The sequence below is a fragment of the Pseudomonas sp. LBUM1640 genome, from assembly GCF_059716225.1.
The window spans coordinates 4,253,194-4,279,222 of record NZ_CP166816.1; the positions used below are offsets into that span (position 1 = coordinate 4,253,194).

The 26,029-nt window shown below is 60.2% G+C and carries 23 protein-coding genes; 13 read left to right on the forward strand and 10 right to left on the reverse strand.

The window, feature by feature from the left end; genetic code table 11:
• Positions 1-146 precede the first annotated feature (146 nt).
• The 4 genes from ACA065_RS18690 to ACA065_RS18705 all read right to left on the reverse strand — a co-directional run bounded on the left by ACA065_RS18690 (position 147) and on the right by ACA065_RS18705 (position 3,779).
• Positions 147-1,526 carry an LLM class flavin-dependent oxidoreductase gene (locus tag ACA065_RS18690; protein WP_497690971.1) on the reverse strand — a complete coding sequence of 460 codons (1,380 nt, stop codon included), beginning with the start codon at positions 1,524-1,526 and terminating at the stop codon, positions 147-149.
• The gene (locus ACA065_RS18695) at positions 1,526-1,852 is read right to left on the reverse strand and encodes an acyl-CoA dehydrogenase (protein WP_497690972.1); all 327 of its coding nucleotides are present in this window, start codon (positions 1,850-1,852) and stop codon (positions 1,526-1,528) included. The genes ACA065_RS18690 and ACA065_RS18695 overlap by 1 nt, the downstream gene beginning before the upstream one ends.
• Positions 1,853-1,864: 12 nt before the next feature.
• A complete protein-coding gene (locus tag ACA065_RS18700; RefSeq protein WP_497690973.1) occupies positions 1,865-3,061 on the reverse strand; it encodes an SfnB family sulfur acquisition oxidoreductase in 1,197 nt (398 codons plus the stop codon).
• Between the two features lie 154 nt (positions 3,062-3,215).
• On the reverse strand, positions 3,216-3,779 hold the full coding sequence (locus ACA065_RS18705; protein WP_497690974.1) for a helix-turn-helix domain-containing protein: 564 nt from the start codon (positions 3,777-3,779) through the stop codon (positions 3,216-3,218).
• A gap of 92 nt (positions 3,780-3,871) precedes the next feature.
• Between ACA065_RS18705 and ACA065_RS18710 the strand changes: the two genes are divergently transcribed.
• From ACA065_RS18710 to ACA065_RS18740, 7 genes are all read left to right on the forward strand, one after another.
• A complete protein-coding gene (locus ACA065_RS18710; RefSeq protein WP_497690975.1) occupies positions 3,872-4,801 on the forward strand; it encodes a DMT family transporter in 930 nt (309 codons plus the stop codon).
• A 193-nt stretch (positions 4,802-4,994) separates the two neighbouring features.
• On the forward strand, positions 4,995-7,916 hold the full coding sequence (locus ACA065_RS18715) for a monovalent cation/H+ antiporter subunit A (RefSeq protein WP_497690976.1): 2,922 nt from the start codon (positions 4,995-4,997) through the stop codon (positions 7,914-7,916).
• The gene (locus ACA065_RS18720; protein ID WP_003192163.1) at positions 7,916-8,260 is read left to right on the forward strand and encodes a Na+/H+ antiporter subunit C; all 345 of its coding nucleotides are present in this window, start codon (positions 7,916-7,918) and stop codon (positions 8,258-8,260) included. Before ACA065_RS18715 ends, ACA065_RS18720 begins: the two co-directional genes overlap by 1 nt.
• Entirely contained in the window at positions 8,257-9,939 is a 1,683-nt protein-coding gene (locus tag ACA065_RS18725) for a monovalent cation/H+ antiporter subunit D (RefSeq protein WP_497690977.1), read from the forward strand. The genes ACA065_RS18720 and ACA065_RS18725 overlap by 4 nt, the downstream gene beginning before the upstream one ends.
• Complete coding sequence (locus tag ACA065_RS18730; protein ID WP_497690978.1) at positions 9,936-10,424, forward strand: Na+/H+ antiporter subunit E; 489 nt, start codon at positions 9,936-9,938, stop codon at positions 10,422-10,424. The genes ACA065_RS18725 and ACA065_RS18730 overlap by 4 nt, the downstream gene beginning before the upstream one ends.
• Positions 10,421-10,699, forward strand: coding sequence for a K+/H+ antiporter subunit F (locus ACA065_RS18735; protein WP_056858502.1), 279 nt, complete (start codon positions 10,421-10,423; stop codon positions 10,697-10,699). The genes ACA065_RS18730 and ACA065_RS18735 overlap by 4 nt, the downstream gene beginning before the upstream one ends.
• The gene (locus tag ACA065_RS18740) at positions 10,696-11,034 is read left to right on the forward strand and encodes a Na+/H+ antiporter subunit G (protein WP_497690979.1); all 339 of its coding nucleotides are present in this window, start codon (positions 10,696-10,698) and stop codon (positions 11,032-11,034) included. Before ACA065_RS18735 ends, ACA065_RS18740 begins: the two co-directional genes overlap by 4 nt.
• 678 nt (positions 11,035-11,712) lie before the next feature.
• Here ACA065_RS18740 and ACA065_RS18745 read toward each other — a convergent pair.
• Both ACA065_RS18745 and ACA065_RS18750 read right to left on the reverse strand, forming a co-directional pair.
• On the reverse strand, positions 11,713-12,171 hold the full coding sequence (locus tag ACA065_RS18745; protein WP_497690980.1) for an HIT family protein: 459 nt from the start codon (positions 12,169-12,171) through the stop codon (positions 11,713-11,715).
• Positions 12,172-12,211: 40 nt separating this feature from the next.
• Positions 12,212-16,009: a hypothetical protein gene (locus ACA065_RS18750; RefSeq protein ID WP_497690981.1), complete on the reverse strand. Its 3,798-nt coding sequence runs from the start codon at positions 16,007-16,009 to the stop codon at positions 12,212-12,214.
• A gap of 147 nt (positions 16,010-16,156) precedes the next feature.
• On the opposite strand from ACA065_RS18750, the gene ACA065_RS18755 reads away from it, so the two are divergent.
• The 4 genes from ACA065_RS18755 (at position 16,157) to ACA065_RS18770 (ending at position 18,370) form a co-directional block, all read left to right on the forward strand.
• Positions 16,157-16,402, forward strand: a complete 246-nt coding sequence (locus tag ACA065_RS18755; RefSeq protein WP_497690982.1) for a hypothetical protein — start codon at positions 16,157-16,159, stop codon at positions 16,400-16,402.
• A 27-nt stretch (positions 16,403-16,429) separates the two neighbouring features.
• Positions 16,430-16,981 carry a dihydrofolate reductase family protein gene (locus ACA065_RS18760; RefSeq protein ID WP_497690983.1) on the forward strand — a complete coding sequence of 184 codons (552 nt, stop codon included), beginning with the start codon at positions 16,430-16,432 and terminating at the stop codon, positions 16,979-16,981.
• Positions 16,982-17,215: 234 nt separating this feature from the next.
• Positions 17,216-17,536 carry a Type 1 glutamine amidotransferase-like domain-containing protein gene (locus ACA065_RS18765; protein ID WP_497695380.1) on the forward strand — a complete coding sequence of 107 codons (321 nt, stop codon included), beginning with the start codon at positions 17,216-17,218 and terminating at the stop codon, positions 17,534-17,536.
• Positions 17,537-17,998: 462 nt separating this feature from the next.
• Entirely contained in the window at positions 17,999-18,370 is a 372-nt protein-coding gene (locus ACA065_RS18770) for a DUF6124 family protein (RefSeq protein ID WP_119739839.1), read from the forward strand.
• Between the two features lie 185 nt (positions 18,371-18,555).
• Here ACA065_RS18770 and cysS read toward each other — a convergent pair whose 3' ends face one another.
• Complete coding sequence (cysS, locus tag ACA065_RS18775) at positions 18,556-19,944, reverse strand: cysteine--tRNA ligase (protein ID WP_497690984.1); 1,389 nt, start codon at positions 19,942-19,944, stop codon at positions 18,556-18,558.
• A gap of 15 nt (positions 19,945-19,959) precedes the next feature.
• Positions 19,960-21,660, reverse strand: a complete 1,701-nt coding sequence (locus ACA065_RS18780) for a glutamine--tRNA ligase/YqeY domain fusion protein (RefSeq protein WP_497690985.1) — start codon at positions 21,658-21,660, stop codon at positions 19,960-19,962.
• 248 nt (positions 21,661-21,908) lie between these two features.
• Between ACA065_RS18780 and ACA065_RS18785 the strand changes: the two genes are divergently transcribed.
• Together ACA065_RS18785 and lpxH are read left to right on the forward strand one after the other, a co-directional pair.
• Entirely contained in the window at positions 21,909-22,412 is a 504-nt protein-coding gene (locus tag ACA065_RS18785) for a peptidylprolyl isomerase (protein ID WP_497690986.1), read from the forward strand.
• A complete protein-coding gene (gene lpxH / locus ACA065_RS18790) occupies positions 22,409-23,158 on the forward strand; it encodes a UDP-2,3-diacylglucosamine diphosphatase (RefSeq protein ID WP_497690987.1) in 750 nt (249 codons plus the stop codon). The genes ACA065_RS18785 and lpxH overlap by 4 nt, the downstream gene beginning before the upstream one ends.
• Before the next feature lie 140 nt (positions 23,159-23,298).
• On the opposite strand, the gene ACA065_RS18795 is transcribed toward lpxH, so the two are convergent.
• The gene (locus ACA065_RS18795; protein WP_242150690.1) at positions 23,299-24,828 is read right to left on the reverse strand and encodes a DHA2 family efflux MFS transporter permease subunit; all 1,530 of its coding nucleotides are present in this window, start codon (positions 24,826-24,828) and stop codon (positions 23,299-23,301) included.
• Positions 24,828-26,027, reverse strand: a complete 1,200-nt coding sequence (locus ACA065_RS18800) for an HlyD family secretion protein (RefSeq protein ID WP_497690988.1) — start codon at positions 26,025-26,027, stop codon at positions 24,828-24,830. The genes ACA065_RS18795 and ACA065_RS18800 overlap by 1 nt, the downstream gene beginning before the upstream one ends.
• Between the last annotated feature and the right edge of the window lie 2 nt (positions 26,028-26,029).

A 26,029-nucleotide genomic window follows, 5' to 3' on the forward strand; every position in this document is an offset into this window, starting at 1 on the left:
GGTCCGCTGGCTGAGTTATTTGGATCAACACAGTTCTACTGTGGGAGCTGGCTTGCCTGCGATAACGGTGTGTCAGTCGGCACATTTCCAGCTGACCCGGCGCTATCGCAGGCAAGCCAGCTCCCACATAGATTGGGTTTGTTCAGTTATATAGCGCTGGCCTTGAGATCTCTGTAACCGGCGCCCGGATGATTCGCTCCCAACCGCGCGCCATCGCCGAACAGCTTCTCGCGCAAGGTGCCCTGGGCGTATTCGGTCTTGTACACGCCGCGCTTTTGCAGCTCCGGCACCAGCAGGTCCACGGCGTCGATAAAGGTTTCGTGGGTCAGCGCATAGGCCAGGTTGAAGCCATCCACGTCGGTCTCTTCAACCCATTCCTGCAGCAAGTCAGCCACCGTCTCAGGGCCGCCGACAAACAAGGGGCCGAAGCCGCCGATACCGACCCAGTCGGCCAGCTCGTTTGGTGTCCAGACCTTGTTCGGGTCGGCCGTGGAGAACGCTTCCACCGCCGATTGAATCGCGTTGGTGTGCACATGCTTGAGTGGCTCATCGGGTTTGAACTGGCTGAAGTCGATGCCCGTCCAGCCGGAAATCAGTGCCATCGCGCCTTCGTAGCTGACGTAGGATTTGTACTCGTCGAACTTGGCCTTGGCCTTGGCGTCGGTTTCGCCGACGATCACCGTCTGCAAATTGAAGATGAGGATTTTCTTCGGATCACGCCCGGCTTCGGCCGCACGGCGGCGGATATCAGCGACGGTCTTTTTCAGCAGCACTTTGGACGGCGCCGCCACGAACACGCACTCGGCCTGCTCGGCGGCGAACTGCTTGCCACGGCTGGACGCGCCGGCCTGGTACAGCACAGGCGTGCGCTGCGGCGACGGCTCGCACAGGTGAATGCCGGGCACCTGGAAATGCTTGCCGACGTGGCGGATCTCGTGGATTTTGCTCGGGTCGCTGAAAATCCGGCGCTCACGGTCACGCAGTACCGCGCCGTCCTCCCAGCTGCCTTCCCAGAGTTTGTAGCAAACCTGCAGGTATTCCTCGGCGTAGTCGTAGCGCGCGTCGTGTTCGGTCTGGGCTTTCTGGCCGAGGTTCTTGGCGCCGCTTTCCAGATACGAGGTGACGATGTTCCAGCCGACGCGGCCTTTGGTCAGGTGATCGAGGGTCGAAAGACGGCGGGCGAACGGGTACGGGTGCTCGAACGACAACGAGGCGGTCAGACCAAAGCCCAGGTGCTCGGTAACCAGCGCCATCGGCGCGATCAGCGACAGCGGGTCGTTGACCGGCACTTGGGCCGCCTGGCGAATCGCCGCGTCGCCATTGCCGTTGTACACGTCGTAGATGCCCAGCACGTCGGCGATAAACAGGCCGTCGAACTTGCCACGTTCAAGGATTTTGGCCAGGTCGGTCCAGTATTCCAGGTCTTTGTACTGCCATGAGCGATCACGCGGGTGCGCCCACAGGCCGGGGGATTGGTGGCCAACACAGTTCATGTCGAAGGCATTCAAGCGGATTTCACGGGACATCAAAGCACTCCGTTGAGGTGGTAGTTGCCGACAATCTGGTATTTCCAACGCAGGGGGTCGTCGAGGCTGGGCGGCAGCGCGGTGCGTTGGCCGGTGAGTTCGAATTCGGCGTTGCTGGCGAAAATCAGCGCTTCGGCGGCGGCGATTTGCGCTTCGGTGAGGGCGACCGGGCTGGGGTGGGTTTCGGCGCGTTCAAGCAAGGCGGCGGCCACATCGACGCGAATCTGCCAATCGCCGAAGCGGCTGATCACGTAAGGGTCGTCGCTTTTCTCAACCGAGCTACGAGTGCTTTCCAGTAGTTGCCGCGCTTGATTCAGTGCAGTCATGGGCAAGGCTCCTCAGTTCCAGGCGTGGCGCGCAGGCTTCACGCCGTTGAGCACAAAGTTGCCGATCAGGTGGTATTTCCAGCGTGCCGGGTCATGCAGGGTGTGGGTGCGCGCATTGCGCCAGAAACGGTCGAGGTTGTGCTTGCCGGTCACCGAGCGCGTGCCGGCCAGTTCAAAGAGCTTGCTGCTGGCGAGCAAGGCAGTTTCGGCTGACAACACTTTGGCCTGGGCGACGACCAGCGAGGCGTGGGCCACGGTGTCTTCATTCGGCTCGGCCAGGGCCCGGTCGACCGCCTGACCGGCCTTGGCGAGAATGGCTTCGGTGCCGTGCACGCGCCATTGCAGGTCGCCGATGGCGGCGATAGTGAACGGGTCTTGCCAGCCGTGATCCTGCTGGCTGTCGATCCATGGGCGCGCCTGGCGCGCGTAGATTTTTGCCTGCTCCAACGCGCCAAGGGCGATGCCGGTGTCGACCGCGGCCTGGATGATCTGTGAGATCGGGCCATTCGCGGTGGGTTGGTCGAAGGCTTGGTGGGCGGGGATCACCGCCGTGCGAGGCACGGTCACACCGTCGAGCGTTACACCGCCGCTGGCAGTGGTGCGCTGGCCGAAGCCGTCCCAGCTGTCGACGACCGTGAGGCCCGGCGCATCGCGTTCGACGAAGGCGATAAAGGCCTGATCGTCTTCGTTATTGCCGACGGTGGGCACGATATGCGCGAACAACGCGCCAGTGCAGTAGAACTTCTCACCGTTGATTTGCGCGGTGTCGCCGTCAAAGCGAATCTGGGTATCGAACGTGCCGGCGTTTTTGCTCTTGGCTTCGGAGAAGGCATTGCCGAACCGGTAACCCGCCAAGACCTTGCCGAAGTAGTGCAGCTTTTGTTCCTCGCTGGCGGTTTGCAGGAGGATGTCGATGACACCGAGGTGGTTTTGCGGAATTTGCCCCAATGATGGGTCGGCGGCGGAGATCAATTTGATCACCTCGGCCACCGTCACATAGGACACCTCGGCGCCACCGTAAGCCTTGGGAATGGTAATGCCCCACAGGCCGCTGGCAGAGAATTCCTCGAGTTCGGCCACGGGCAACCGCCGTTCGCGGTCGCGCACGCTGGCGTCGACGGCGAAGCGGGCGGCCAAGCGCGTGGCCACCTCGATGGCTTCGGCCTCCGAGCGGATGATATGGGCAGGGTGTTGAGGGTGGGCTGACATGGGCCGACTCCAGGCTCCGATGAGATAACGGAGTGATTGCAGGAGTCGTGCCTGAATTTAATCGCTAATAAAATCAGCAGTTTGCGGCTAAAACCTTGAAACATGTGCGTTTGCGAACCAGCAAAGTGTCCATCCACTGTTGCTTGGCAGACAGTTAGATCACCACGTTGCGCACAAAGCGCACAGGCACGTCGCCGTCATTGCGATAGCCGTGAACGTGACGGCTGGCGAACATGTAGAACTCACCGGCGGCGACGCGCTTTTCTTCATCACCCACCAGCAAGGTGAGGCAGCCTTCGAACACAAACAGCTGCACGCTCCAGCCGTCCGGGTCGGGGTCCGGGCTGTAGCGATCGCCAGGCTCCAGGTGCATCTCCCACAATTCGACTTCACGGCGGGCGGTGGCCTTGGCGAGCAATACGGCTTTGCTGCCGGGAATGTCCCCGGCCCAGGCCAGTTCGTTGATGCGGCTGTGGTCGCCGGCGTCCGGCGCCTGGATCAAGTCGCTGAAGGCCACGTCCAAGGCTTCGGCCACGCGGTCGAGGGTCGACAGGCTGACATTCTTCTCGCCCGCCTCGATAGCCACCAGCATGCGCCGGCTGACCCCGGACTTTTCCGATAGCGCGGTCTGGCTCATGTCGGCAGCATGCCGCAGACGACGGACGTTCTGGCTGACGTGCTGCAGCACAGAGGCCCGTTGTGGATTTTCTTTGTGCACTATATTGCTCATAAGGTAGGTGTGCGCAGTATACTGCCCAGCGTGCGGCGCATTGTGCGGTCCGTGCCCTTCCCTTGCAAGACCGAGCCGCCATGACTGCCCCGAACGCTTCCTCACGTTTCAACCGTTTCAGCAAAGCCGAATGCATCCTGGTGGTGATCACCATGATCTGGGGCGGCACCTTTTTGCTGGTGCAACATGCGATGACCGTCAGCGGGCCGATGTTTTTTGTGGGCCTGCGGTTTGCGGCGGCGGCCATCGTGGTGGGGTTCTTTTCGTTGCGCACCTTGCGCGGCCTGACCTTGTTTGAGTTGAAAGCCGGGGCTTTCATTGGTGTGTCGATCATGTTCGGTTATGGCATGCAGACCATTGGCTTGCAGAGCATTCCGAGCAGCCAATCGGCGTTTATCACCGCGCTGTATGTACCGTTCGTGCCGCTGTTGCAGTGGCTGGTACTCGGCCGCCGCCCAGGCTTGATGCCGGCTATCGGTATCATGCTGGCGTTTACCGGGCTGATGTTGCTCACCGGCCCGGCGGGCGCCTCGCTGAACTTCAGCCCCGGCGAAATTGCCACGCTGATCTGTGCAGTGGCGGTGGCTGCCGAGATTATTCTGATCAGTGCCTATGCCGGGCAAGTGGATGTGCGCCGTGTGACCGTAGTGCAGCTGGCCACGGCGTCGTTGCTGTCGTTTCTGATGGTGGTGCCGATGGGTGAGGCCTTGCCAGGGTTTTCCTGGCTGCTGGTGTTCAGCGCGGTGGGCCTGGGCTTGACCAGTGCGGTGATCCAGGTCGCGATGAACTGGGCGCAGCAGAGTGTTTCACCGACACGCGCCACCTTGATTTATGCCGGGGAGCCAGTGTGGGCAGGCGTGATTGGGCGGATTGCCGGGGAGCGCTTCCCGCCGATTGCGATGGTGGGCGCGGCGTTGATTGTGGCAGCGGTGATTGTCAGTGAGTTGAAGACGCGCGGGCAGAAGGCGCTGGCGTTGGCAGAAGAGGTGGAGCAAGAGCGCCAGAATTGAGGCGCCTGTTTTGGGGCTGCTGCGCAGCCCGGCGGGAGCAAGCTCCCTCGCCACAGGTGTAATGCCAGACTTTTGAAACCATGCTAAACCGGGGTTTTCAGCCTACCTTGTAGGATCCTGCCACATCTTGCCGTTTGGTGATCCAGAAAGCGGCACGTATGATGCATCCCAAACTCCCGCAGATTAGAAGCCTATGTCCCTGATAGTTCTACTGCTTCTGCCTTTTATTGGCAGCTGTCTGGCGGCCTTGCTGCCGCACAATGCACGCAACACCGAATCCTTGTTGGCCGGCCTTGTGGCCTTGGTCGGCACCGTTCAAGTCGCCCTGCTCTACCCCCAGATCGCCCACGGTGGCGTGATCCGCGAAGAATTCATGTGGTTGCCCAGCCTCGGGCTGAACTTCGTGTTGCGCATGGATGGGTTCGCCTGGCTGTTCTCGATGCTGGTGCTGGGCATCGGCTCGCTGGTGTCGCTGTATGCGCGCTACTACATGTCGCCGGACGATCCGGTGCCGCGCTTTTTCGCGTTTTTCCTGGCCTTCATGGGCGCCATGCTCGGCCTGGTGATTTCCGGCAACCTGATCCAAATCGTGTTTTTCTGGGAACTCACCAGCCTGTTCTCGTTCCTGCTGATCGGCTATTGGCACCACCGCGCCGATGCACGGCGTGGTGCCTATATGGCGCTGATGGTCACCGGCGCGGGCGGTTTGTGCCTGCTGGCGGGTGTGATGCTGCTGGGGCATATCGTCGGCAGCTATGACCTGGACCAGGTGCTGGCGGCGGGCGATCAGATCCGCGCGCATTCGCTGTACCCGGTCATGCTGGCCCTGGTGCTGATCGGCGCTTTGAGCAAAAGCGCACAGTTCCCCTTCCACTTCTGGTTGCCCCACGCGATGGCGGCACCCACGCCGGTTTCGGCGTATTTGCACTCGGCGACGATGGTGAAGGCCGGCGTGTTCCTGCTGGCCCGCCTGTGGCCGTCGCTGTCCGGCAGCGAAGAATGGTTCTGGATCGTCGGCGGCGCCGGCGCCATCACCCTCCTCCTCGGCGCTTACTGCGCCATGTTCCAAAATGATCTCAAGGGCCTGCTGGCCTACTCCACCATCAGCCATCTCGGGCTGATCACACTGCTGCTGGGCCTTAACAGCCCACTGGCCGCTGTCGCTGCGGTGTTTCATATTCTCAACCACGCCACCTTCAAGGCCTCGCTGTTTATGGCAGCGGGGATTATCGACCACGAAAGCGGCACCCGTGATATCCGCAAGCTCAGTGGGCTGGTGCGGCTGATCCCGTTTACCGCGACCCTGGCGATGGTGGCCAGTGCGTCGATGGCAGGCGTGCCGCTGCTCAATGGCTTCCTGTCCAAAGAGATGTTTTTCGCCGAAACCGTGTTTATCTCGTCGACCGCCTGGGTGGAAATCGCCCTGCCGATGATTGCGACCATCGCCGGTACTTTCAGCGTGGCCTACGCCCTGCGCTTCACCGTCGATGTGTTCTTCGGCCCGCCCGCCACCGACCTGCCCCACACACCGCACGAACCGCCGCGCTGGATGCGTGCGCCGGTCGAGTTGCTGGTATTCACCTGCCTGCTGGTGGGCATCTTCCCGGCCCAGGTGGTCGGCTCGATCCTCGCCGCTGCGGCGCTGCCGGTGGTCGGCGGCGTACTGCCCGAGTACAGCCTGGCGATCTGGCATGGCTGGAACGCGCCGATGATCATGAGCCTGGTGGCCATGTCCTGCGGTGTGGTGCTCTACTTGCTGCTGCGCAAACAACTCAAGCGCGGCCGCTTCAAGTACCCGCCAATCATCAGTTACTTCAACGGCAAGCGCATGTTCGAGCGCAGCCTGGTGGTGATGATGCGGGGCGTGCGCAAGATCGAGAAACGCATCAGCACCAAGCGCCTGCAGACCCAACTGTTCCTGCTGGTGTTGGCGGCGGTGGTTGCCGGGCTGATCCCGATGCTCAACAGCGGGCTCAGTTGGGGCGACCGGCCGAAGATCCCGGGTTCCATTGTGTTCGTGACCCTGTGGCTGCTGGCAATCGCCTGCGCCCTCGGCGCCGCGTGGCAAGCCAAGTATCACCGGCTGGCAGCCCTGACCATGGTCAGCGTGTGCGGCCTGATGACGTGCATCACCTTCGTGTGGTTCTCGGCGCCGGACCTGGCGTTGACGCAGCTGGTGGTCGAAGTGGTGACCACCGTGCTGATCCTGCTGGGCCTGCGCTGGCTGCCACGGCGGATCGAAGAAGTGTCGCCACTGCCCAGTTCGCTGCGCAAGGCACGCATTCGTCGCCTGCGTGACTTCCTGCTGTCCACCGTGGTGGGCGGCGGCATGGCGCTGCTGTCCTACGCGATGCTGACGCGCCAGACGCCCAACGACATCTCCTCGTTCTACTTGAGCCGTGCGCTGCCCGAAGGCGGCGGCAGCAACGTGGTCAACGTGATGTTGGTCGACTTCCGCGGCTTCGACACCCTCGGCGAGATCACCGTGCTCGGCGCCGTGGCACTGACGGTGTATGCCCTGCTGCGGCGCTTCCGCCCTTCCAAAGAAAGCATGCAACTGCCCGCACAGCAGCGCCAACTGGCGCCGGACGTGTCGACTGATCTGGTCAACCCACGTCAGGCCAGCGATACCGCCCTGGGCTTTATGATGGTGCCGGCGGTACTGGTACGTTTGCTGCTGCCGATTGCGCTGGTGGTGTCGTTCTACCTGTTCATGCGCGGCCACAACCAACCGGGCGGCGGCTTTGTTGCCGGGCTGGTGATGTCGGTGGCGTTCATCCTGCAATACATGGTGGCCGGTACCCAGTGGGTCGAGGCGCAGATGAGCCTGCGGCCGATGCGCTGGATGGGCTTTGGCCTGCTCTCGGCGACGCTCACCGGGCTTGGCGCGTTGTTTGCCGGTTACCCGTTCCTCACCACCCACACCTGGCATTTCAGCGTGCCGGTGCTGGGCGATATCCATATCGCCAGCGCGCTGTTCTTTGACGTCGGCGTGTACGCCATGGTCGTCGGTTCCACGCTGCTGATGCTCACCGCCCTGGGTCACCAATCCGTGCGGGCCCACAAACCGAGCAACCAGGCCAAAGTGGTTGCCGTAACGGAAGGAGCCGCCTGATGGAAGAAGTCATCGCAATTGCCATTGGGGTCCTGGCGGCCTCCGGCGTCTGGTTGATCCTGCGACCACGGACGTTCCAGGTGGTAATGGGCCTGTGCTTGCTGTCGTACGGGGTCAACCTGTTTATTTTCAGCATGGGCAGCCTGTTTATCGGCAAGGAACCGATCATCAAGGACGGCGTGCCGCAAGACCTGCTCAACTACACCGACCCCCTGCCGCAGGCCCTGGTGCTGACGGCCATCGTGATCAGCTTCGCCATGACCGCCTTGTTCCTGGTGGTGCTGCTGGCCTCCCGAGGCCTGACCGGCACTGACCATGTAGACGGCCGGGAGCCCAAGGAATGACGTGGATGAATCAACTGATCGTCGCGCCGATCCTGCTGCCGTTGCTGACCGCTGCATTGATGCTGATGCTTGGCGAAAAACGCCGACCATTGAAGGCCAAAATCAATCTGTTCTCCAGCATCGTCGGCCTGGGCATCGCCATTGTGCTGCTGTACCTGACGCAGCAAGGCGGCCCCGGCTCGATTGGCGTTTACCTGCCGGGCAACTGGCAGGTGCCGTTCGGCATTGTGCTGGTGGTGGACCCACTGTCGGCAATGATGCTGGTGCTCACCGGGATCATCGGCGTGAGCGCGCTGCTGTTCGCCATGGCCCGTTGGGACCGTGCAGGCACCAGCTTCCACGCGCTGTTCCAGATCCAGATGATGGGCCTCTACGGCGCCTTCCTCACGGCGGACCTGTTCAACCTGTTCGTGTTCTTCGAAGTGTTGCTGGCCGCGTCCTACGGCTTGATGCTGCACGGCTCGGGCCGCGCGCGGGTGTCGTCGGGGCTGCATTACATCGCGATCAACCTGCTGGCGTCGTCGCTGTTCCTGATTGGCGCGGCGATGATCTACGGCGTCACCGGCACACTGAACTTTGCTGACCTGGCGTTGAAAATCCCGCTGGTGCCGGAAGCCGATCGCGGCCTGCTGCACGCAGGCGCGGCAATCCTGGCAACCGCCTTCCTGGCCAAAGCCGGCATGTGGCCGCTGAACTTCTGGCTGGCGCCCGCCTATTCCTCGGCCAGCGCGCCGGTGGCGGCGATGTTTGCGATCATGACCAAGGTTGGCGTGTATACCGTGCTGCGCCTGTGGACCCTGTTGTTCTCCGGCCAGGCCGGTGCCTCGGCGCTGTTCGGCGGCGACTGGCTGGTGTACGGCGGCATGGCGACCATCATCTGCGCGGCGCTGGCGATGCTGGCCGCGCAGAGGCTGGAGCGCATGGCGAGCTTGAGCATTCTGGTGTCGGCCGGGATCCTGCTGTCGGCCGTGGGCTTTGCCCAGCCCAGCCTAACCGCCGGGGCGCTGTTCTATCTGGTCAGCTCGACGCTGGCGTTGAGCGCGCTGTTCCTGCTGGCTGAATTGATCGAGCGCTCGCGCTCGGCCAATGACCTGCCGCTGGATGAGGAGATCGATGCGCTGCCCAAGGCCATGGAATCCTTGCATCCACGGCCCGGCGTGAACCTGGACGATGAACAGAAAGCCGTCGTCGGCCAGGTGATTCCCTGGACCATGGCTTTTCTCGGCTTGAGCTTTGTCGCCTGTGCGCTGCTGATTATCGGCATGCCGCCGCTGTCCGGGTTTATCGGCAAACTCAGCCTGTTGAGTGCGCTGGTCAACCCAATGGGCCTGGGTAACGCGGTGGATGAGCCGATCCGGCCGGCCGCCTGGGGCTTGGTGGCGCTGTTGATTTTGTCCGGCCTGGCCTCGCTGATCGCCTTCGCCCGCCTGGGCATCCAACGCTTCTGGACCCCGGAAGAGCGCCCCTCGCCACTGCTGCGTCGCTACGAGTGCCTGCCGATCTTTTTCCTGCTGGGTCTGAGTATCCTTCTGACCTTCAAGGCCGAACCGTTGATGCGCTACACCCAGGCCACCGCCGAAAGCCTGAACAACCCGGAACACTACGTGATGGCCGTGATGGCAACACGCCCGATTCCGAGCCCTGAAGCCAAGGCCGCCGCCCTGGAGGTGCAACCATGAAGCGTCTGTTCCCTGCTCCATGGTTGTCGCTGGCGTTGTGGCTGTTGTGGCTGGTGCTGAACCTGTCCGCCAGCCCCGGCAACCTGCTGCTGGGCGCGCTGTTGGGTTTTCTAGCACCGCTGCTGATGGCGCCGTTGCGCCCGTTGCCGATCCGCATCCGCCGCCCCGGCGTGATCGTCCGCCTGTTCTTCCTGGTGGGTCGCGACGTGATCATCTCCAACCTGCACGTGGCCTGGGGCGTGCTGACATGCGGCTCGCGCCCACCGCGCTCGCGCTTTATCAAAATCCCGCTGGACCTGCGCGACGCCAACGGCCTGGCCGTGTTGTCGATGATCACCAGCGTCACCCCCGGCACCGTCTGGTCGGAACTGGCGCTGGACCGCAGCGTCCTGCTGCTGCACGTATTCGACCTGGATGACGAGGCGCAGTTTATCCAGCACTTCAAACACGCCTATGAACGGCCCCTGATGGAGATCTTCGAATGAGCGCCCTGCTCTCCAATGCGATCCTGGTCAGCCTGTTCCTGTTCTCCCTGGCCATGGTGCTGACCCTGGTACGCCTGTTCAAAGGCCCGTCGGCCCAGGACCGGGTACTGGCGCTGGACTACCTGTACATCCTGGCGATGCTGATGATGCTGGTGCTCGGCATTCGCTACGCGAGTGACACCTACTTTGAAGCGGCGCTGCTGATTGCACTGTTTGGCTTTGTCGGGTCGTTCGCCCTGGCCAAATTCCTGCTGCGTGGCGAGGTGATTGAATGATGCCGTTATGGGTTGAAGTGAGCGTGGCCGTCTTGCTGGTGCTGAGCAGCGTGTTTGCGCTGATCGGCGCAATTGGGTTGTTGCGGATGAAGGACTTCTTCCAGCGCATGCATCCACCGGCGCTGGCCTCGACGTTAGGCGCGTGGTGTGTGGCGTTGGCGTCGATTGTCTACTTTTCGGTGCTCAAGTCCGCGCCGGTGCTGCACGGCTGGTTGATTCCGATTTTGTTGGCGATCACGGTGCCGGTGACCACGCTGTTACTGGCCCGCACTGCACTGTTTCGCAAGCGTATGGCAGGTGATGATGTGCCGGCCGAGGTCAGCAGCCGCCGCTGATCGACCCGGCGCGCACGATCTAAAGAATGTGGGAGCTGGCTTGCCTGCGATAGCGGTGTGTCAGCCAATGGTGCTGTGACTGGTGGACCGCTATTGCAGCATAGGTATCTACACATCTTTTTTTATGGGTTGAGTGCTGTGGTTGTCGTGGGGGCGCTGGGTACATATCCGTTGTTTGGGTGATGGCGGGTATCGGTTCCGCTCTTACAGCGGGTCACTTTTGAAAAGAGCCCAAAAGTAACCAAAAGGCTCTTGCCCCACCACTCGGCACCTCGCCTCCGGCTCGGTGTGCCCTCACGCAGGCTTTGGAGCGGGGGCCGCCGCGATGGGCCATCCTTGGCCCAGCGCGGCTAAACCGGCGTCCTGCCGGTTTACCCCCGCTCCAAAGCCTGCGTGAGGCCAGCGTGGTTGACGGGGCGCCTAAGATCAAGATCAAGATCAAAATCTACAGCACGGCGGCCTAGTAGCCGACCTGAGTGGTTAGATCAAAAGCAAAAGCGAGGCGGCCTGGCAGCCGACCTGATCTTGGAAACTGAACTAGGTTATCTGTGGGAGCTGGCTTGCCTGCGATGCAGACACCTCTGTACATCAGGCATAACCAGTTGACGCCATCGCAGCGGTTCGGCGGTCCGACAAGCCAGCTCCCACAATTAGATTGGGGATGGCGCAAAATTATCTTCAGGCAAACGAGCGGATGTGCGCCGCCAACTGCGCCAATTCGGCATCCTCTGCGCGCACAAAATCGTGGGACGAGATATAGCCCTCATAGGCATCAAAAAACTTATCGACTTTGGAGCTAATGGGCTTGAATGCGCTGTCCTGCCCCGTGCCATGCATGGGAAACAGCTTCGCGTGCAGGTGATCCACCCCATACCCTTCCAGCATCATGCCCGTGCGCGCCACGTCAGGAAACGCCCGATCAATCTGCAGCGCGGTTTTCTTGGCCGCCACGACCAAATCAGCCAGCACTGAATCTGACTGCGCAAAGGCATAGCTGCCGTAATGCTGCTTGGGGATCACCACACTGAAACCCGGCGTGTTGGGGAAGATCGACAAGAACGCCAGATGCTGCTCGTCTTCCCACAGGATATGAGCCGGGGAAGTCTTTCGGACAATGCTGCAGAAAATACACTCCATTTAAATCACCGCCTTTTTCATCATGAACATTGCGTTTGCGCTAAGCCGTTGCAGGTACGAAGCCTTGAAGGGGAGCGCCAGTCGGCGTGCCCGTACGAGGATTAAGCGCATACCACTCGCCTCGCGCTCTGACGGCCTGCACGACTATTTGATTAATCGTACCCTGTACCGTATGCGACGGCTTCGGGCCTGCCATCTTTAGTATCTCGGCTACGGAGGGAGCGGCACTGTCGACGAAACGAGCCTTTTCGAACACATCAGCAGGTACAAAAACTCCCATGCCCACTTTCGTGGGGATGCCTCTGCGTGTACGTGCAAAAAATTTCCAGAATTTACCGGGCTGACTCGCTAAATCAACAAACCCCTCTGCAGGATTAAATATGCCACGCAGCAAGCTAGTGCCCTCCTTCACCGCTTTGATGCTGAATGCCTGCCTGTTCAAGCGTGAAGCGAGCTTTATCGCCCTCCAGGCTTTGTAGGTCGCCTGCAATCCGCCTGTACCGGCGAACGATATGAAATCGATAAGCAGGCCCTTGACGCCGTCTTTGACGTTACCTTCGAAGATGTCGACCAAAGGGCCGATGAACGAAATCATCGACACCATCGCCCGTCCGTTTTCCTTGGTCATCAGACGATCGATATAGCCCCGGTTGGTGTCTTCACTGGGCAGCACTGCATTCGCATGATCAAGAAGCGCTTTACGGTGCCCACTGTAGTTGCCTATGTAGTTACCGCTGAGTATAGCGTCGACAATCGCCTGGCTCTTGTCGGAGCCAAACGTGTTGGGCACCCAATCACCGGCATTGTCACCCTGCCCTTTTGAAGCGGCGCCTGCCAGGGAAGAACCCACCTGGGAAATGATGATTTTCGATGGGGTATTGGCACGAGTCGCCTCCCCCGTTAGGAAGGCGTTGAAATCAAAAGGTTGTAGAGTGCCCCGCAGATAACGATTCTTCTGCGTGCCGCTTTTCCAAAGAGGCACCCTCTCTTCTTCAACGACGCCCCCATTAAGGTCCAACTTTTCCCCCGACAAGCTCTCAGTACGATCAACTATCAGCCCGGACGCAGGGAAAAATTCGAGATAGCGCGTTTTCCCCTCGTACAGGCTTCGCAACAGTACCCCATGCCACCCCCGGTTTTCGGCGACCTTGTTACCTTTGGCAGCGTCTTGCGGCTGCGTCTCACCGGTTTCTTGCCGTAGCCTGAAGATATCGACTGTGCCCCACTCCAGAGCCTGACGAACATCAAGCGGCAAGTTCGCAAAACTCATCTTCATAAGCGCGGGCATCGCGGCTTTGACCGCACTGAGATAGGCATCTACTGCGCCAGTGACTTCGTCGGCAATCCTGGGGAGTATCTTTTTGCGGGTTTCAAATTCTGACTGGGAGATACGGGGATGGTTGAAGCCAAACCAACTCTGGTGCAGATCGCCTGTTGCGTAAGCCTCCACTAACGTAGGTCGCTTGGCATTCAATGCAAAACCTTCTTTGCTGAATTTGGTTGCTGGTTTTCTAAGGGTAAGGGTTTCTATCTCACTGTCCGTCAACTCGGGGAACGCCGCTTTCAATGCCTTGATTGCCAGGCTGATGCGCGTAGGTGGGGCGGTGCCCAGTGTCCCGATGGTTTTTTCAAGCAATGCAGAGCGATGAGCAATAGCATCAGACGCTTTCTGGTAATCCTCAGGGCTGTATTTGTCGTCACTGCGTCGAGGCACTGTGCCGGTCATGACGCCCACATTGAGCACCACCCTGGCACCCAGCGCTGTGGTCAGAGCCTGCTGCTGCGGCAGAACCGGTTTCAGCGTGGTCAGCGCACTCAGCTCCTTGACGCTCATGCCGCGGCTGGCCCCAGCCCCACCCCACACGTCAGCCAATGCGGCGCCCTGAGTGAGCGTCATCCAGGCAGGGCTGCCAACGCGTATCTTCTGCTCAGACACCCGTAGCTGTTCAGGGATCTGGGTGGATTGCTGCTGGTCCGGCTTCACCAGGAACTCCGGCGCAGCCTGTGCCAGGAACAGGTGAGCGACCAAGGTTGCCGCGCGCGGGCTTACACCTTTTTTCTCGATCAAATGCTGTTCAAAGTCTTTGCGCACGGCCCCCATCTCACGCCCCATATTGGCCGGCTGGTAGAAGTCATAACCCGCTGCGGTGCCAGGCTTGGCGGGTGCATCTGGGTCGACGCTGAGCATGACGGCCGAGGTCAGCAGATGACGTAAACCCTCATCACTGATTTGTCCGTTAGGGGTCCCACTGTGCCAACGCAGTTCGCGGGCGAGCTCTCGCCCCCATTCTTGCGCCTCTGGGGTGCTGAGCAGTTGGTCCCAGCAACTGTCTGCTTTAGCAGCCAGTTGCTGCGGGTCGATCTGCGTCACAATCCGGCGCCCCCACACCGTCCCGAGGGTGTTGGCGCCGTATTTGTTATCTGTCGCCAGGGCCACAAGCTTCTGCTTATCGCTCGATGACAGGGTTCCCGGTGCCCACGCCTGAGGGAGCAATTGCGCATAATTGCCGCCAGGTGCAGGCGGCGCAAAACCGGTCCTCAGCCACTCGATGGCGGCCTTGGCCCGGCTGACCGTATCAAGTTCCCCCAGGTTCATGGATTTTGCGACCTGCCGTAGATCGTAGCGTTGCTCTGAATACAGCGCCCCTCCCGACTGTTCACTCGCGCCGACGACTGCAGCCAATGCGTCCTTCAACGTCTGGCTCCAGCGCTCGCCGACAGGCACGTCCAGCCACAGACTCGCTACCGGCTCCATTACTTGCAGACGACCTTCACTGATGCGTACCGGCTGGCTCGGCAAATGCTCACCCAACGTCGCCAGAACATCGCGCATCTCAGGCAGTGCGACCAGCGCGTTCAATTGCTCGCGAGCGGCATAATCATTCTTCAACGGGTGTGTTCGGGAAACCTCAAATACAGTGTCCTGCGATGATAGCGATGCCTCCTCGGCAAGCCCCTGGACGGCTCGTTCCAAGGCGTCTGCCAGGTTTTCCCGATCATCCATTTCATCAATGCCACGTTTAGCCCATTCAAGCCTGAGCTCGCGGTTGCCTGTTTGCGCAGTGGAAAGCGCGGGCCAGCCTGCCTCCAGGCTACGCACCAGGGATTTTGCTTGTTCGTGGGTAGCAGGCGGATGGACGTCATAAAACGAGCTCGCCACATCCCTGGACAGTTGCTGGCTGCCCGCCGCGACATAAGGCACGCCCCTGTGTGTGGGATCTAAGGCCTCCAGCGCGCTCATCACGCGAGGGGATACTTGCCACCACCCGCTGGTGTTGTGCAGGGAATAGGTCTGGCGCGAAACCACACCGTTACGCGTGACAAAACCCGATACGCTGTGTTTGCCGATGATGACAGAGTCCAATGAAAAGCCCTTGCCCCTCAGCCAAGCCAAGACCTCGGGTTGGTTCACCACGCGCTTGTAGATTTCGAACGGTTGCGCAATCAGAGAACGCTCAGGCACGGTCACCAATGAATCAGTCACGCTGCCCATTGTCGAAATCAAATCTGCCTGCAGGGTTTTATCTGCTTCGACGGAGTGAGATGTCGGGCCGTTCAGCACGCCAAGGGTATTGCGCGCAGAATCGGCGGACGTGTCCGAAAGCGCGCGTTTTGTACGCCGTATGGAAGGGGCTTCGTGCTCGACCGCACCAAAGGTGCGCTGCGTCAAATGTGGGGGCCGCGCACCTGTTTTAAGCCCGCTGCGGGTTCCAACGGGCGGTAACTCAGGAGCAGGCTCGGGAAAGGGGGGAGACGGGGTAGCGTTAACGTTCTGGTTATCCGATATTGTTGGATATCCACCCTCACGCAAGGCGTGATTGATCGTGGAAACTGGCATAGTCAACCCTCTTCGACAGAGACCTTGAATGTGTCCTCGTCCTAAGAACCGTTGCAGCCAAACTAGAAAAAAGCCCACCTGCCAGACACCGGCAAACTCCCAACATGCCAACGAAAAATCCGAGGAGAGGCACAGCACGAGCAAGCCATGGCCGAGTATCGACGCAGCAGCGTCGACGACCTGCTCGAACGCTTGCCCGATGCCTTCGAGCAACCCCTGAAACACGCGCAGGCACTGGAGGCGCTGGCACCTGACACCGCCCTGCCGGGGGCATGCGATTTTCTGATGGCTGCGCTAAGCGGCATGAAAATCGCCGGCAAGGGCGGCGCGACGGTTGAGCAGTTGACGAGTATCGCGGGGTTTGCGATACAGGCGATGGGAAACCGTAATTGACGATGTGGTTAAGGAGTTTTACTGCTCATGGATATCAAATGCTCCGTTTTTATCGCCGCAAGCGTCGACGGCTTCATAGCGCGGCCGGACGGTGACATTGAGTGGCTGCACCGGCCGGAGTACGAAGCTGCGCAGTTGAGCGGTGTGACCTACGAAAGCTTTATCGCCACGGTCGATGCGCTGGTGATGGGCCGCAAAACCCTGGAAAAAGTCCTGTCTTTTTCTGAGTGGCCCTATGAGGGCACGCCGGTCATCGCTCTTTCACATCGCTCGTTGCAGCTACCCGCGCATGTACAGGGCAAAGTTGAAGTGATGGCGGCGGACGTCACCACCCTCGTGGAACAGTTAGCCGAGCGCGGCATGAAGCACCTTTATATCGATGGAGGCCAAACCATCCAGGCGTTTCTTGACGCAGGCCTGATCGATGACCTGATCATCACCCGCATTCCGGTTCTGCTAGGCCAAGGGCTTCCCTTGTTCAGCCAGTTTGGCAGTGAGCGCGAACTGCGCCACGTCGGCACGTATGTGTCGCAGAATGGGTTTGTTCAGAGTATGTATCGGGTCGTTGAAGCAACCTGACGCTCCGATAGCGATAATGTGGCGGTTAACCGCGAAGCCAACACGGGGCTGGCGGGTTCCTACCGTGTTTTTTGATCGTTCCCACGCTCCGCGTGGGAATGCATCCCCTGACGCTCCGCGTCACCGTGCGCAGGGCTTGAGGCGTTCGCCAAATGCGGGACGCGGAGCGTCCGGGGCGGCATTCCCACGCAGAGCGTGGGAACGATCTCCCAAGCGGCAGGGAAAAACGGCAAAGTGCTCTGTGGTGTCAGTGCCGGGGCCATTTGCTGGTTTGATTATGGGCACTCTGATTCAGGGGGAGCGTTTGCCCTGGTCGCAGGCCTCGGCTTGCTTCCCGGCGCCCTGTGCCCCCATTTCAGCTCAGAGGCCGGAAGGAAAGCATCGTTTGTCGAGCTGGTGCGTCTTCAGGGTATACAGCCTGCCTACGCGGTAGATGATGGCGTTGCTGTGCATTTCAAAAATGACCAATCCCACAGGCTGATCCGCAACGAAGCGCAGAGTTGCGCTTATGAGGTCAGTGCCTCACCGCCGTATCTGACCTCGCTACCGGAGTAATGCAAATGTGGGGGCTTAACTCGGTCAAATTGTGGGAGCGGGCTTGCTCGCGAATGCGGTGAGTCAGTCAGCAAATCAGCAACTGACAGACCGCATTCGCGAGCAAGCCCGCTCCCACATTTGGATTGGGGACACCACCGAACCTGCAATGTGCCTGCACCCGCTATCACAGAAACTTCCGACAGCATTTTAGGGTTGTCGCTCGGAAGATGACTGCCTAATCTTCGGGGGTCGCTGCAAATTCAGCGACTGGGTTTCGCAGCCCGGTTAAACTCTAGACGCACAGCGTCCACCTCAAGATAGCGGGCGCTTTTTTATGCCTGATGTTATGGCGGCTGTGCGCGGGATACCTTCGGGTATGCCGGGTGCCTAGAGTCCCGGTCTGCGAACCTGCGTACAGCTGCCACCCAAATATCGTTTCGCAGCGATGGGTGGTGACTCCAATACTTTAGGAGCTTCGCCATAATTAAAGACAGTCCAAACCCACCACTGGACTCAGCCGCGTTTCACACGGCTGCTCATCGAGCCATTAACCATTATCTGAATACTTCTGAGAAACCAGAGCCAGCATCTGAGGGCCATGGTGTGTTTACCGTGCGCGAAGGATTAGACGTCGAGACGCTGCTGGTCAACGCAACGGAGGATCTTGCATCGGTTCAGACGCTGGCAAGCCATTTGGCTTTTGAGATCGACGGCAATCCTCGCAGTGTGGCACTGGGCATTTGCAGGATGCTGGAGGGGATACAGTTGCTGGTGGAAAAAGCATTGAGCTTCAACGAGAACCCAACTCAGAGAAAATCTGAGAACGAAGAATGTGTAAAGCGGACCCGGTAAAAATGTGGAAGCTGGCTTGTCGGATCGCCGCACGGCTGCGATAGCATCGCCTGGGCATAGCTGCTGTACCGAGGTGTCTGCATCGCAGGCAAGCCAGCTCCCACACTGGATCGAGTGAGCCGTTAAAATGATGTCAAAAAAACGCCCCGAACCAGTCGGGGCATTTTTCAGTCAGCAATCACCAATCAGGCCTGATCAGCCAAGCGCCACGTCGTGCCGCCCTTCCCGTCTTCCAACACCACGCCCATCGCGGTCAGTTGGTCACGGATACGGTCGGACTCCGCCCAGTCTTTGTTAGCCCGAGCAGCCAAGCGCGCCTGGATCAGCGCATCAACCTCTGCCGCATCTACACGCCCTTCAGCGCCGGCTTGCAGGAAGTCATCGGCTTCCATCTGCAACACGCCCAAGACACTGGCCAGTTCTTTCAAGCGCGCTGCCAGTCCCGCTGCTGAATCGAGATCGCTCTCACGCAGGCGGTTGATCTCGCGCACCATCTCGAACAGCACCGCGCAGGCTTCCGGTGTGCCAAAGTCGTCGTTCATGACTTCGGTAAACCGCGCCACGAACGCTTCGCCGCCCGCAGGCACCACGGCTGGCAGGCCTTTCAACGCGTGGTAGAAACGCTCCAGAGCGCCTTTGGCGTCCTTGAGGTTGTCTTCCGAGTAGTTGATCGCGCTGCGGTAGTGGCTCGACACCAGCAGGTAACGCACAACCTCCGGATGGTACTTTTCCAGCACGTCGCGGATGGTGAAGAAGTTGTTCAAGGACTTGGACATCTTCTCGCCATTGATGCGGATCATGCCGCAGTGCATCCAGGCGTTGGCGTAGGTCTTGCCGGTGGCGGCTTCGCTTTGGGCGATTTCGTTTTCGTGGTGCGGGAACTCAAGGTCGCTGCCGCCGCCATGAATGTCGAAGGTGTCACCCAGGCAGCAGGTGGACATCACCGAGCATTCGATGTGCCAGCCCGGGCGGCCTGCGCCCCATGGCGACTCCCAGCTCGGCTCGCCCGGCTTGGTGCCTTTCCACAGCACGAAGTCGAGCGGGTCTTGCTTGGCTTCGTCGACTTCGATGCGTGCACCGATGCGCAGGTCTTCGATTTTCTTGCGCGACAGCTTGCCGTAGCCCATGAACTTGGCGACGCGGTAGTACACATCGCCATTGCCTGGGGCGTAGGCGTAACCCTTGTCGATCAGGGTTTGGATCATCGCGTGCATGCCGGGAATATGGTCCGTGGCGCGCGGTTCCATGTCCGGCTTGAGGATGTTGAGGCGCGCCTCGTCCTCGTGCATCGCAGCAATCATGCGCTCGGTCAGCGCGTCGAACGACTCGCCGTTTTCGTTGGCGCGGTTGATGATCTTGTCGTCGATGTCGGTAATGTTGCGCACATACGTCAAGTCATAGCCGCTGAAACGCAACCAGCGGGTCACCAGGTCGAAGGCAACCATGCTGCGGCCGTGGCCGATGTGGCAATAGTCGTACACGGTCATGCCGCACACGTACATGCGCACCTTGTTGCCATCCAGCGGCTTGAAGACTTCTTTGGTCTTGCTGAGTGTGTTGTAGATCGTTAACACGACAACTTCCTTAAATCACTGGCCCCACGAATCACGCAAGGTCACGGTACGGTTGAATACCGGCTGACCAGGTTTCGAGTCCTTGATATCTGCGCAGAAGTAACCTTCGCGCTCGAACTGGAAACGGTCTTCCGGCTGTGCGTCGCCAAGCGATGGCTCGGCACGACAACCCGTAAGAACTTGCAGGGAGTCAGGGTTGATGTTGTCCAGGAAGCTCGCGCTGTCTTCGGCCTTTTCAGGGTTCGGCGAGCGGAACAGACGATCGTATAGGCGCACTTCGCATTCGATGCTGGCCGCAGCCGGCACCCAGTGCACGACACCTTTGACCTTACGGCCTTCAGGGTTCTTGCCCAAGGTATCCGGATCATACGAGCAACGCAGTTCGACGATGTTGCCATCGGCGTCCTTGATCGCTTCATCGGCACGGATCACGTAGCTGCCGCGCAGACGCACTTCGCCGTTCGGCTCCAGGCGCTTGTAGCCTTTTGGCGGCTCTTCCATGAAGTCATCACGGTCGATATAGATTTCACGCGCGAACGGCAGCTTGCGCACGCCGAGTTCTTCTTTCTGCGGATGACGCGGCAGTTCGAGGTTGTCGACCTTGTCTTCCGGGTAATTGGTGATCACGACTTTCAACGGGCGCAGTACGCACATGGCGCGCGGGGCGTTGGCGTCGAGGTCCTGACGGATGCTGAACTCGAGCATGCCGAAGTCGACCACGCCGTCGGAACGGTTGGTGCCGACCATGTCGCAGAAATTGCGGATCGACGCCGGGGTGTAGCCACGACGGCGGAAGCCCGACAGCGTCGACATGCGCGGGTCATCCCAGCCATGTACGTGCTTTTCATCGACCAGTTGCTTGAGCTTGCGCTTGCTGGTGATGGTGTAGTTCAGGTTCAGGCGGCTGAATTCGTACTGACGCGGGTGCGCCGGCACCGGCAGGCTGTCGAGGAACCATTCGTACAGTGGGCGGTGGCTTTCGAACTCCAGGGTGCAGATGGAATGCGTGATGCCTTCGAGGGCGTCCGACTGACCGTGGGTGAAGTCGTAGTTCGGGTAGATGCACCACTTGTCACCGGTCTGGTGGTGGTGGGCATGGCGGATGCGGTACATGATCGGGTCGCGCAGGTTCATGTTCGGCGAGGCCATGTCGATCTTGGCGCGCAGTACGCGGGCGCCGTCCGGGAACTCACCGGCGCGCATGCGGGCGAACCAGTCCAGGTTCTCTTCCACCGAACGGTCGCGGAACGGGCTGTTCTTGCCCGGTTCGGTCAAGGTGCCACGGTATTCCTTGGCTTGTTCCGGGCTCAGGTCGTCGACGTAGGCCTTGCCGGCCTTGATCAACTCCACGGCCCAGTCGAACAGCTGATCGAAATACTTGGACGCATAGCGCACTTCACCGGACCATTCGAAGCCCAGCCACTTGATGTCGCTTTCGATGGCGTCGATGTATTCCTGGTCTTCCTTGGCCGGGTTGGTGTCGTCGAAACGCAGGTGCGTGACGCCACCGAACTCCTGGGCCAGGCCGAAGTTCACACAGATCGACTTGGCGTGACCGATGTGCAGGTAGCCGTTAGGCTCTGGCGGGAAACGGGTGACGATCTGCGTGTGCTTGCCCGAATCCAGGTCCGCCTGGATGATCGGGCGCAGGAAGTTGACCGGGACGGCAGGTCCGGCCTTGGAATTCGAGGTAGGGTCGACAGTGGGCTTGCTCATAGGATCCTTGAACAGACGAAGTGCTTGGCCGGGTTAGGCCGATAAAACAAAGCGCTCATAATAGCCGAAGCGGTCAAGACACTGACAGAGCGCGGCCCAAAACTGCTGCATTAATTGCCCGGGCGGTAAAAAACCACCTCGAAATTCCTGCAGGTCACGCTAAACTGCGCGCCTTGGCTTCTGTTTAGCCAACCCGGTGAGGCGCCCAGGCGTCCAAACCCACGAATTCCCTGAAAAGAGTAGTGAACATGACTCAAGTCAAACTGACCACTAACCACGGTGACATCGTCATCGAGCTGAACGCTGAGAAAGCGCCGATCACCGTCGCCAACTTCATCGAGTACGTGAATGCCGGCCACTACGAAAACACCGTTTTCCACCGTGTAATCGGCAACTTCATGGTCCAGGGCGGCGGTTTCGAGCCTGGCATGAAAGAAAAGAAAGACAAGCGTCCAAGCATCCAGAACGAAGCGGACAACGGCCTTTCCAACGACAAGTACACCGTCGCCATGGCCCGTACCATGGAGCCGCATTCGGCCTCCGCGCAGTTCTTCATCAACGTGGCCGACAACGCCTTCCTGAACCACAGCGGCAAGAACGTGCAGGGTTGGGGCTACGCAGTGTTCGGTAAAGTCACCGAAGGCCAGGACGTCGTTGACAAGATCAAAGGCGTGCAAACCACCGGTAAATCCGGTCACCAGGACGTTCCGGTAGAAGACGTTATCGTCGAGAAAGCCGAGATCGTTGGGTGATATTGCTGATTTCAGATTTGCATCTGGAAGAGGGGCGCCCGGATATAACCCGGGCGTTTCTGGATTTGCTCCACGGCCGCGCCCGTGGCGCCCAGGCGTTGTACATTCTGGGGGACTTCTTTGAAGCCTGGGTTGGCGACGATGGGATGACACCCTTCCAGCGCTCCATATGCGCGGCTCTGCGCGAGCTGAGCGACAGCGGCACCCCGATTTTCATCATGCACGGCAACCGCGATTTCCTGATCGGCAAGGCGTTCTGCAAAGCCGCAGGTGCCACCTTGCTCAAGGACCCGAGTGTCGTGCAGTTTTATGGCGAGCCCGTGCTGTTGATGCACGGCGACAGCCTGTGCACCCGCGACGTCGGCTATATGAAGCTGCGGCGCGTCCTGCGCAACCCGATTGTACTGTTTATCCTGCGGCACCTGCCCTTGCGCACCCGGCACAGGCTGGCGCGCAAGTTGCGCAGTGAAAGCAGCGCCCAGGTCCGCATGAAAGCCAACGACATTGTCGATGTGACGCCCGAGGAAGTGCCGCGGGTGATGCAGCAGTTTGGCGTGCGTACATTGGTCCACGGCCATACGCACCGCCCGGCGATCCATAAGTTGCAGATTGGTGACCAGGCAGCCAAGCGCATAGTGCTGGGGGATTGGGACAAGCAGGGCTGGGCATTGCAGGTGGACGAGCAAGGGTTTCAGTTGGCAGCGTTTGACTTCGTTAATCCGCAACTGGCGTTGCCTGGGGCCTGAACCCCACAACACACATCAAATGTGCAAGCAGGCTTTTGTGGGAGCTGGCTTGCCTGCGATGCAGATACCTCGGTACATCAGGTACACCGAGGTGATGCTATCGCAGGCAAGCCAGCTCCCACATGGACCGAGCATATCCGTTAGTGGCCTGAAGCCTCCGGCCCGGCCTTGGCCGCAAACGGTGGTTTGGCCAGCCACACAATCACGATCAAGCCCATGAACATCCACCCCAGCAACGTGAAGTAATCCACGGTGGACATCATGTACGCCTGGCTGGTGAGGATCTGATCCAGCTGCGCATACGCCTTGTGCCCAGCCCCGCCGAGCGCCTGCAACGCATCGCGGGTTGCCGAGTCGTAGGTGGTCATGTTCTCGCTCATGTAGGCATGGTGCTGGTCGGCGCGGCGAATCCAGATCCAGGTGGTCAGCGAGGCCGCAAAGCTGCCGCCCAACGTCCGCAGGAAGGTGGCCAGGCCGGCGCCATCGGCGATTTGGGCCGGCGGCAAGTCGGACATCAAGATGCTCAAGGTCGGCATGAAGAACAGCGCCACGCCGATACCCATGAACAGCTGCACCAGGGCGATGTGGGTGAAGTCCACTTCATTGGTGAAGCCGGCGCGCATGAAGCAGCTCAGGCCAATCGCCAGGAACGCCAGGCCCGCCAGCAAGCGCAGGTCGAACTTGTGCGCGTACTTGCCCACAAATGGCGACATCAGCACCGGCAGAATCCCGATCGGCGCCACCGCCAGGCCGGCCCAGGTGGCGGTATAGCCCATCTGGGTTTGCAGCCATTGCGGCAGGATCAGGTTGATGCCGAAGAACCCCGCATAACCCAGCACCAACACAATGGTGCCGATGCGGAAATTGCGATAGGCAAACAGCCGCAGGTTAACCACCGGGTGCTTGTCGGTCATTTCCCAGATGACGAACACCGCCAGGGCTATCGCCGAAATCACTGCACCAATAATGATGAAGTTGGATTCGAACCAGTCCAGGTCGTTGCCCTTGTCGAGGATGATCTGCAAGGCGCCGACACCGACGATCAAGCTCAGCAGCCCGACGTAGTCCATCGGCTGGTAACTGGTGACCACCGGGCGTTTTTTCAGCTGCGAACGCACCACCATCACCGCAAAGATGCCGATGGGCACGTTGATAAAGAAGATCCACGGCCAGCTGTAGCTGTCGGTGATCCAGCCGCCGAGGATGGGGCCGGCAATCGGCGCCACCACCGTGACCATCGCCAGTAACGCCAGGGCCATGCCGCGCCTGGCGGGTGGGTAAACCGCAATCAGCAATGTCTGGGTCATCGGGTACAGCGGCCCGGCCACCAGGCCTTGCAGCACCCGAAAGCCGATCAGCTCAGGCATCGAGGTGGAAATACCGCACAGGAACGACGCCAGCACAAACAGGATGGTCGCCCACAAAAACAGCTTCACCTCGCCAAAGCGCCGGCTCAGCCAGCCGGTCAGCGGCAGGGCAATCGCGTTACTCACCGCAAACGAGGTGATCACCCAGGTGCCCTGCTCCGAACTCACCCCAAGGTTGCCGGAAATGGTCGGCAACGCCACGTTGGCGATGGTGGTGTCGAGCACCTGCATAAAGGTCGCCAGCGACAGGCCAATAGTGGCCATCAACAGGCTGGGTGGCGTGAAGGAGGCGTTATTGCTCATCAGCGTTGCACAGCCTTAGGCGCGGCGAGGCTGTTGTCATGGATCAATTGGCTGATCATGGCATCGGCTTCGGCCAATTGGCGGTCATACACGTTAGTGGTGAACGAGGCCTTTTGCGGTGCCTGTTGCGCCAGCACCGGGCCGCTCTGGTCGTGCAGGTCTACATTGACCACGGTGCTCAAGCCCACACGCAATGGGTTCTTGGCCAGTTCATCGGCGTTGACGTGGATACGTACCGGCACCCGTTGCACGATCTTGATCCAGTTACCGGTGGCGTTCTGCGCGGGCAGCAGCGCAAAAGCACTGCCAGTGCCGGCGCCGAGGCTGTCGACGGTGCCGGTGAATTTCACGTCGCTGCCGTAGATATCCGCTTCAATGTCCACTGGCTGGCCGATGCGCATGTTGCGCAGTTGGGTTTCCTTGAAGTTGGCGTCGATCCACAGTTGGTTCAGCGGGATCACCGCCATCAACGCGGTGCCTGGTTGCACACGCTGGCCCAATTGCACGGTGCGCTTGGCCACATAGCCGGTCACCGGTGCGATCAAGGTGCTACGCGCATTGGCCAGGTAAGCCTGGCGCAGTTGTGCGGCGGCAGCCTGCACGTCCGGGTGGGAACTGATCACCGTGTCGTCCACCAGGGCATTGGTGGTTTTCAGTTGCTGCTCAAGGTTGGTCAGCGCGTTCTTGGCGGCGGTCAGGCTGTCGCGGGCGTGGGACAGTTCTTCCTGGGAAATCGCCCCGCCCTGGGCCAGGGTTTTACGCCGGTTAAAGTTGTCCTGGGCCGTTTGCACATCGGCTTTCTGTGCGTTGACCTGGGCCTTCATACCATCAACGTTGCTGTACAAGCCCCGCACTTGCCGCACGGTGCGCGCCAGGTTGGCCTGCGCACTTTGCAGGCCGACGGCGGCGTCATTCGGGTCGAAGTTGATCAGCACCTGGCCTTCATGGACCAAGTCACCATCGTCGGCGCCGATGCTCACCACGGTGCCGGTGACCAGTGGGGTGATTTCCACCACGTTGCCGTTCACGTAGGCATCATCGGTGCTTTCGTTGAAGCGCCCGTAAAGCTCATACCAGCCCCAGACGCCCAAGACGCCGAGAATGACGATCAGCGCCAGGCCAATCAGCATGATCTTGCGTTTGCGCGGGTTGGTGTCTTTGGGTTGTTCGTTTGCTTGGGTGTTTTCGGCAGTGGCCATGA

Excerpts from the sequence above, each read along its gene's own strand:
- ACA065_RS18750 (WP_497690981.1), bottom strand. The coding sequence starts at position 16,009 with ATGCCAGTTTCCACGATCAATCACGCCTTGCGTGAGGGTGGATATCCA.
- ACA065_RS18700 (WP_497690973.1), bottom strand. The coding sequence starts at position 3,061 with ATGTCAGCCCACCCTCAACACCCTGCCCATATCATCCGCTCGGAGGCC.
- ACA065_RS18695 (WP_497690972.1), bottom strand. The coding sequence starts at position 1,852 with ATGACTGCACTGAATCAAGCGCGGCAACTACTGGAAAGCACTCGTAGC.
- ACA065_RS18800 (WP_497690988.1), bottom strand. The coding sequence starts at position 26,027 with ATGGCCACTGCCGAAAACACCCAAGCAAACGAACAACCCAAAGACACC.
- ACA065_RS18735 (WP_056858502.1), top strand. The coding sequence starts at position 10,421 with ATGAGCGCCCTGCTCTCCAATGCGATCCTGGTCAGCCTGTTCCTGTTC.
- ACA065_RS18710 (WP_497690975.1), top strand. The coding sequence starts at position 3,872 with ATGACTGCCCCGAACGCTTCCTCACGTTTCAACCGTTTCAGCAAAGCC.
- ACA065_RS18715 (WP_497690976.1), top strand. The coding sequence starts at position 4,995 with ATGTCCCTGATAGTTCTACTGCTTCTGCCTTTTATTGGCAGCTGTCTG.
- ACA065_RS18725 (WP_497690977.1), top strand. The coding sequence starts at position 8,257 with ATGACGTGGATGAATCAACTGATCGTCGCGCCGATCCTGCTGCCGTTG.
- ACA065_RS18740 (WP_497690979.1), top strand. The coding sequence starts at position 10,696 with ATGATGCCGTTATGGGTTGAAGTGAGCGTGGCCGTCTTGCTGGTGCTG.
- ACA065_RS18795 (WP_242150690.1), bottom strand. The coding sequence starts at position 24,828 with ATGAGCAATAACGCCTCCTTCACGCCACCCAGCCTGTTGATGGCCACT.
- ACA065_RS18785 (WP_497690986.1), top strand. The coding sequence starts at position 21,909 with ATGACTCAAGTCAAACTGACCACTAACCACGGTGACATCGTCATCGAG.
- ACA065_RS18780 (WP_497690985.1), bottom strand. The coding sequence starts at position 21,660 with ATGAGCAAGCCCACTGTCGACCCTACCTCGAATTCCAAGGCCGGACCT.
- ACA065_RS18690 (WP_497690971.1), bottom strand. The coding sequence starts at position 1,526 with ATGTCCCGTGAAATCCGCTTGAATGCCTTCGACATGAACTGTGTTGGC.
- ACA065_RS18745 (WP_497690980.1), bottom strand. The coding sequence starts at position 12,171 with ATGGAGTGTATTTTCTGCAGCATTGTCCGAAAGACTTCCCCGGCTCAT.
- ACA065_RS18720 (WP_003192163.1), top strand. The coding sequence starts at position 7,916 with ATGGAAGAAGTCATCGCAATTGCCATTGGGGTCCTGGCGGCCTCCGGC.
- ACA065_RS18730 (WP_497690978.1), top strand. The coding sequence starts at position 9,936 with ATGAAGCGTCTGTTCCCTGCTCCATGGTTGTCGCTGGCGTTGTGGCTG.
- ACA065_RS18755 (WP_497690982.1), top strand. The coding sequence starts at position 16,157 with ATGGCCGAGTATCGACGCAGCAGCGTCGACGACCTGCTCGAACGCTTG.
- ACA065_RS18760 (WP_497690983.1), top strand. The coding sequence starts at position 16,430 with ATGGATATCAAATGCTCCGTTTTTATCGCCGCAAGCGTCGACGGCTTC.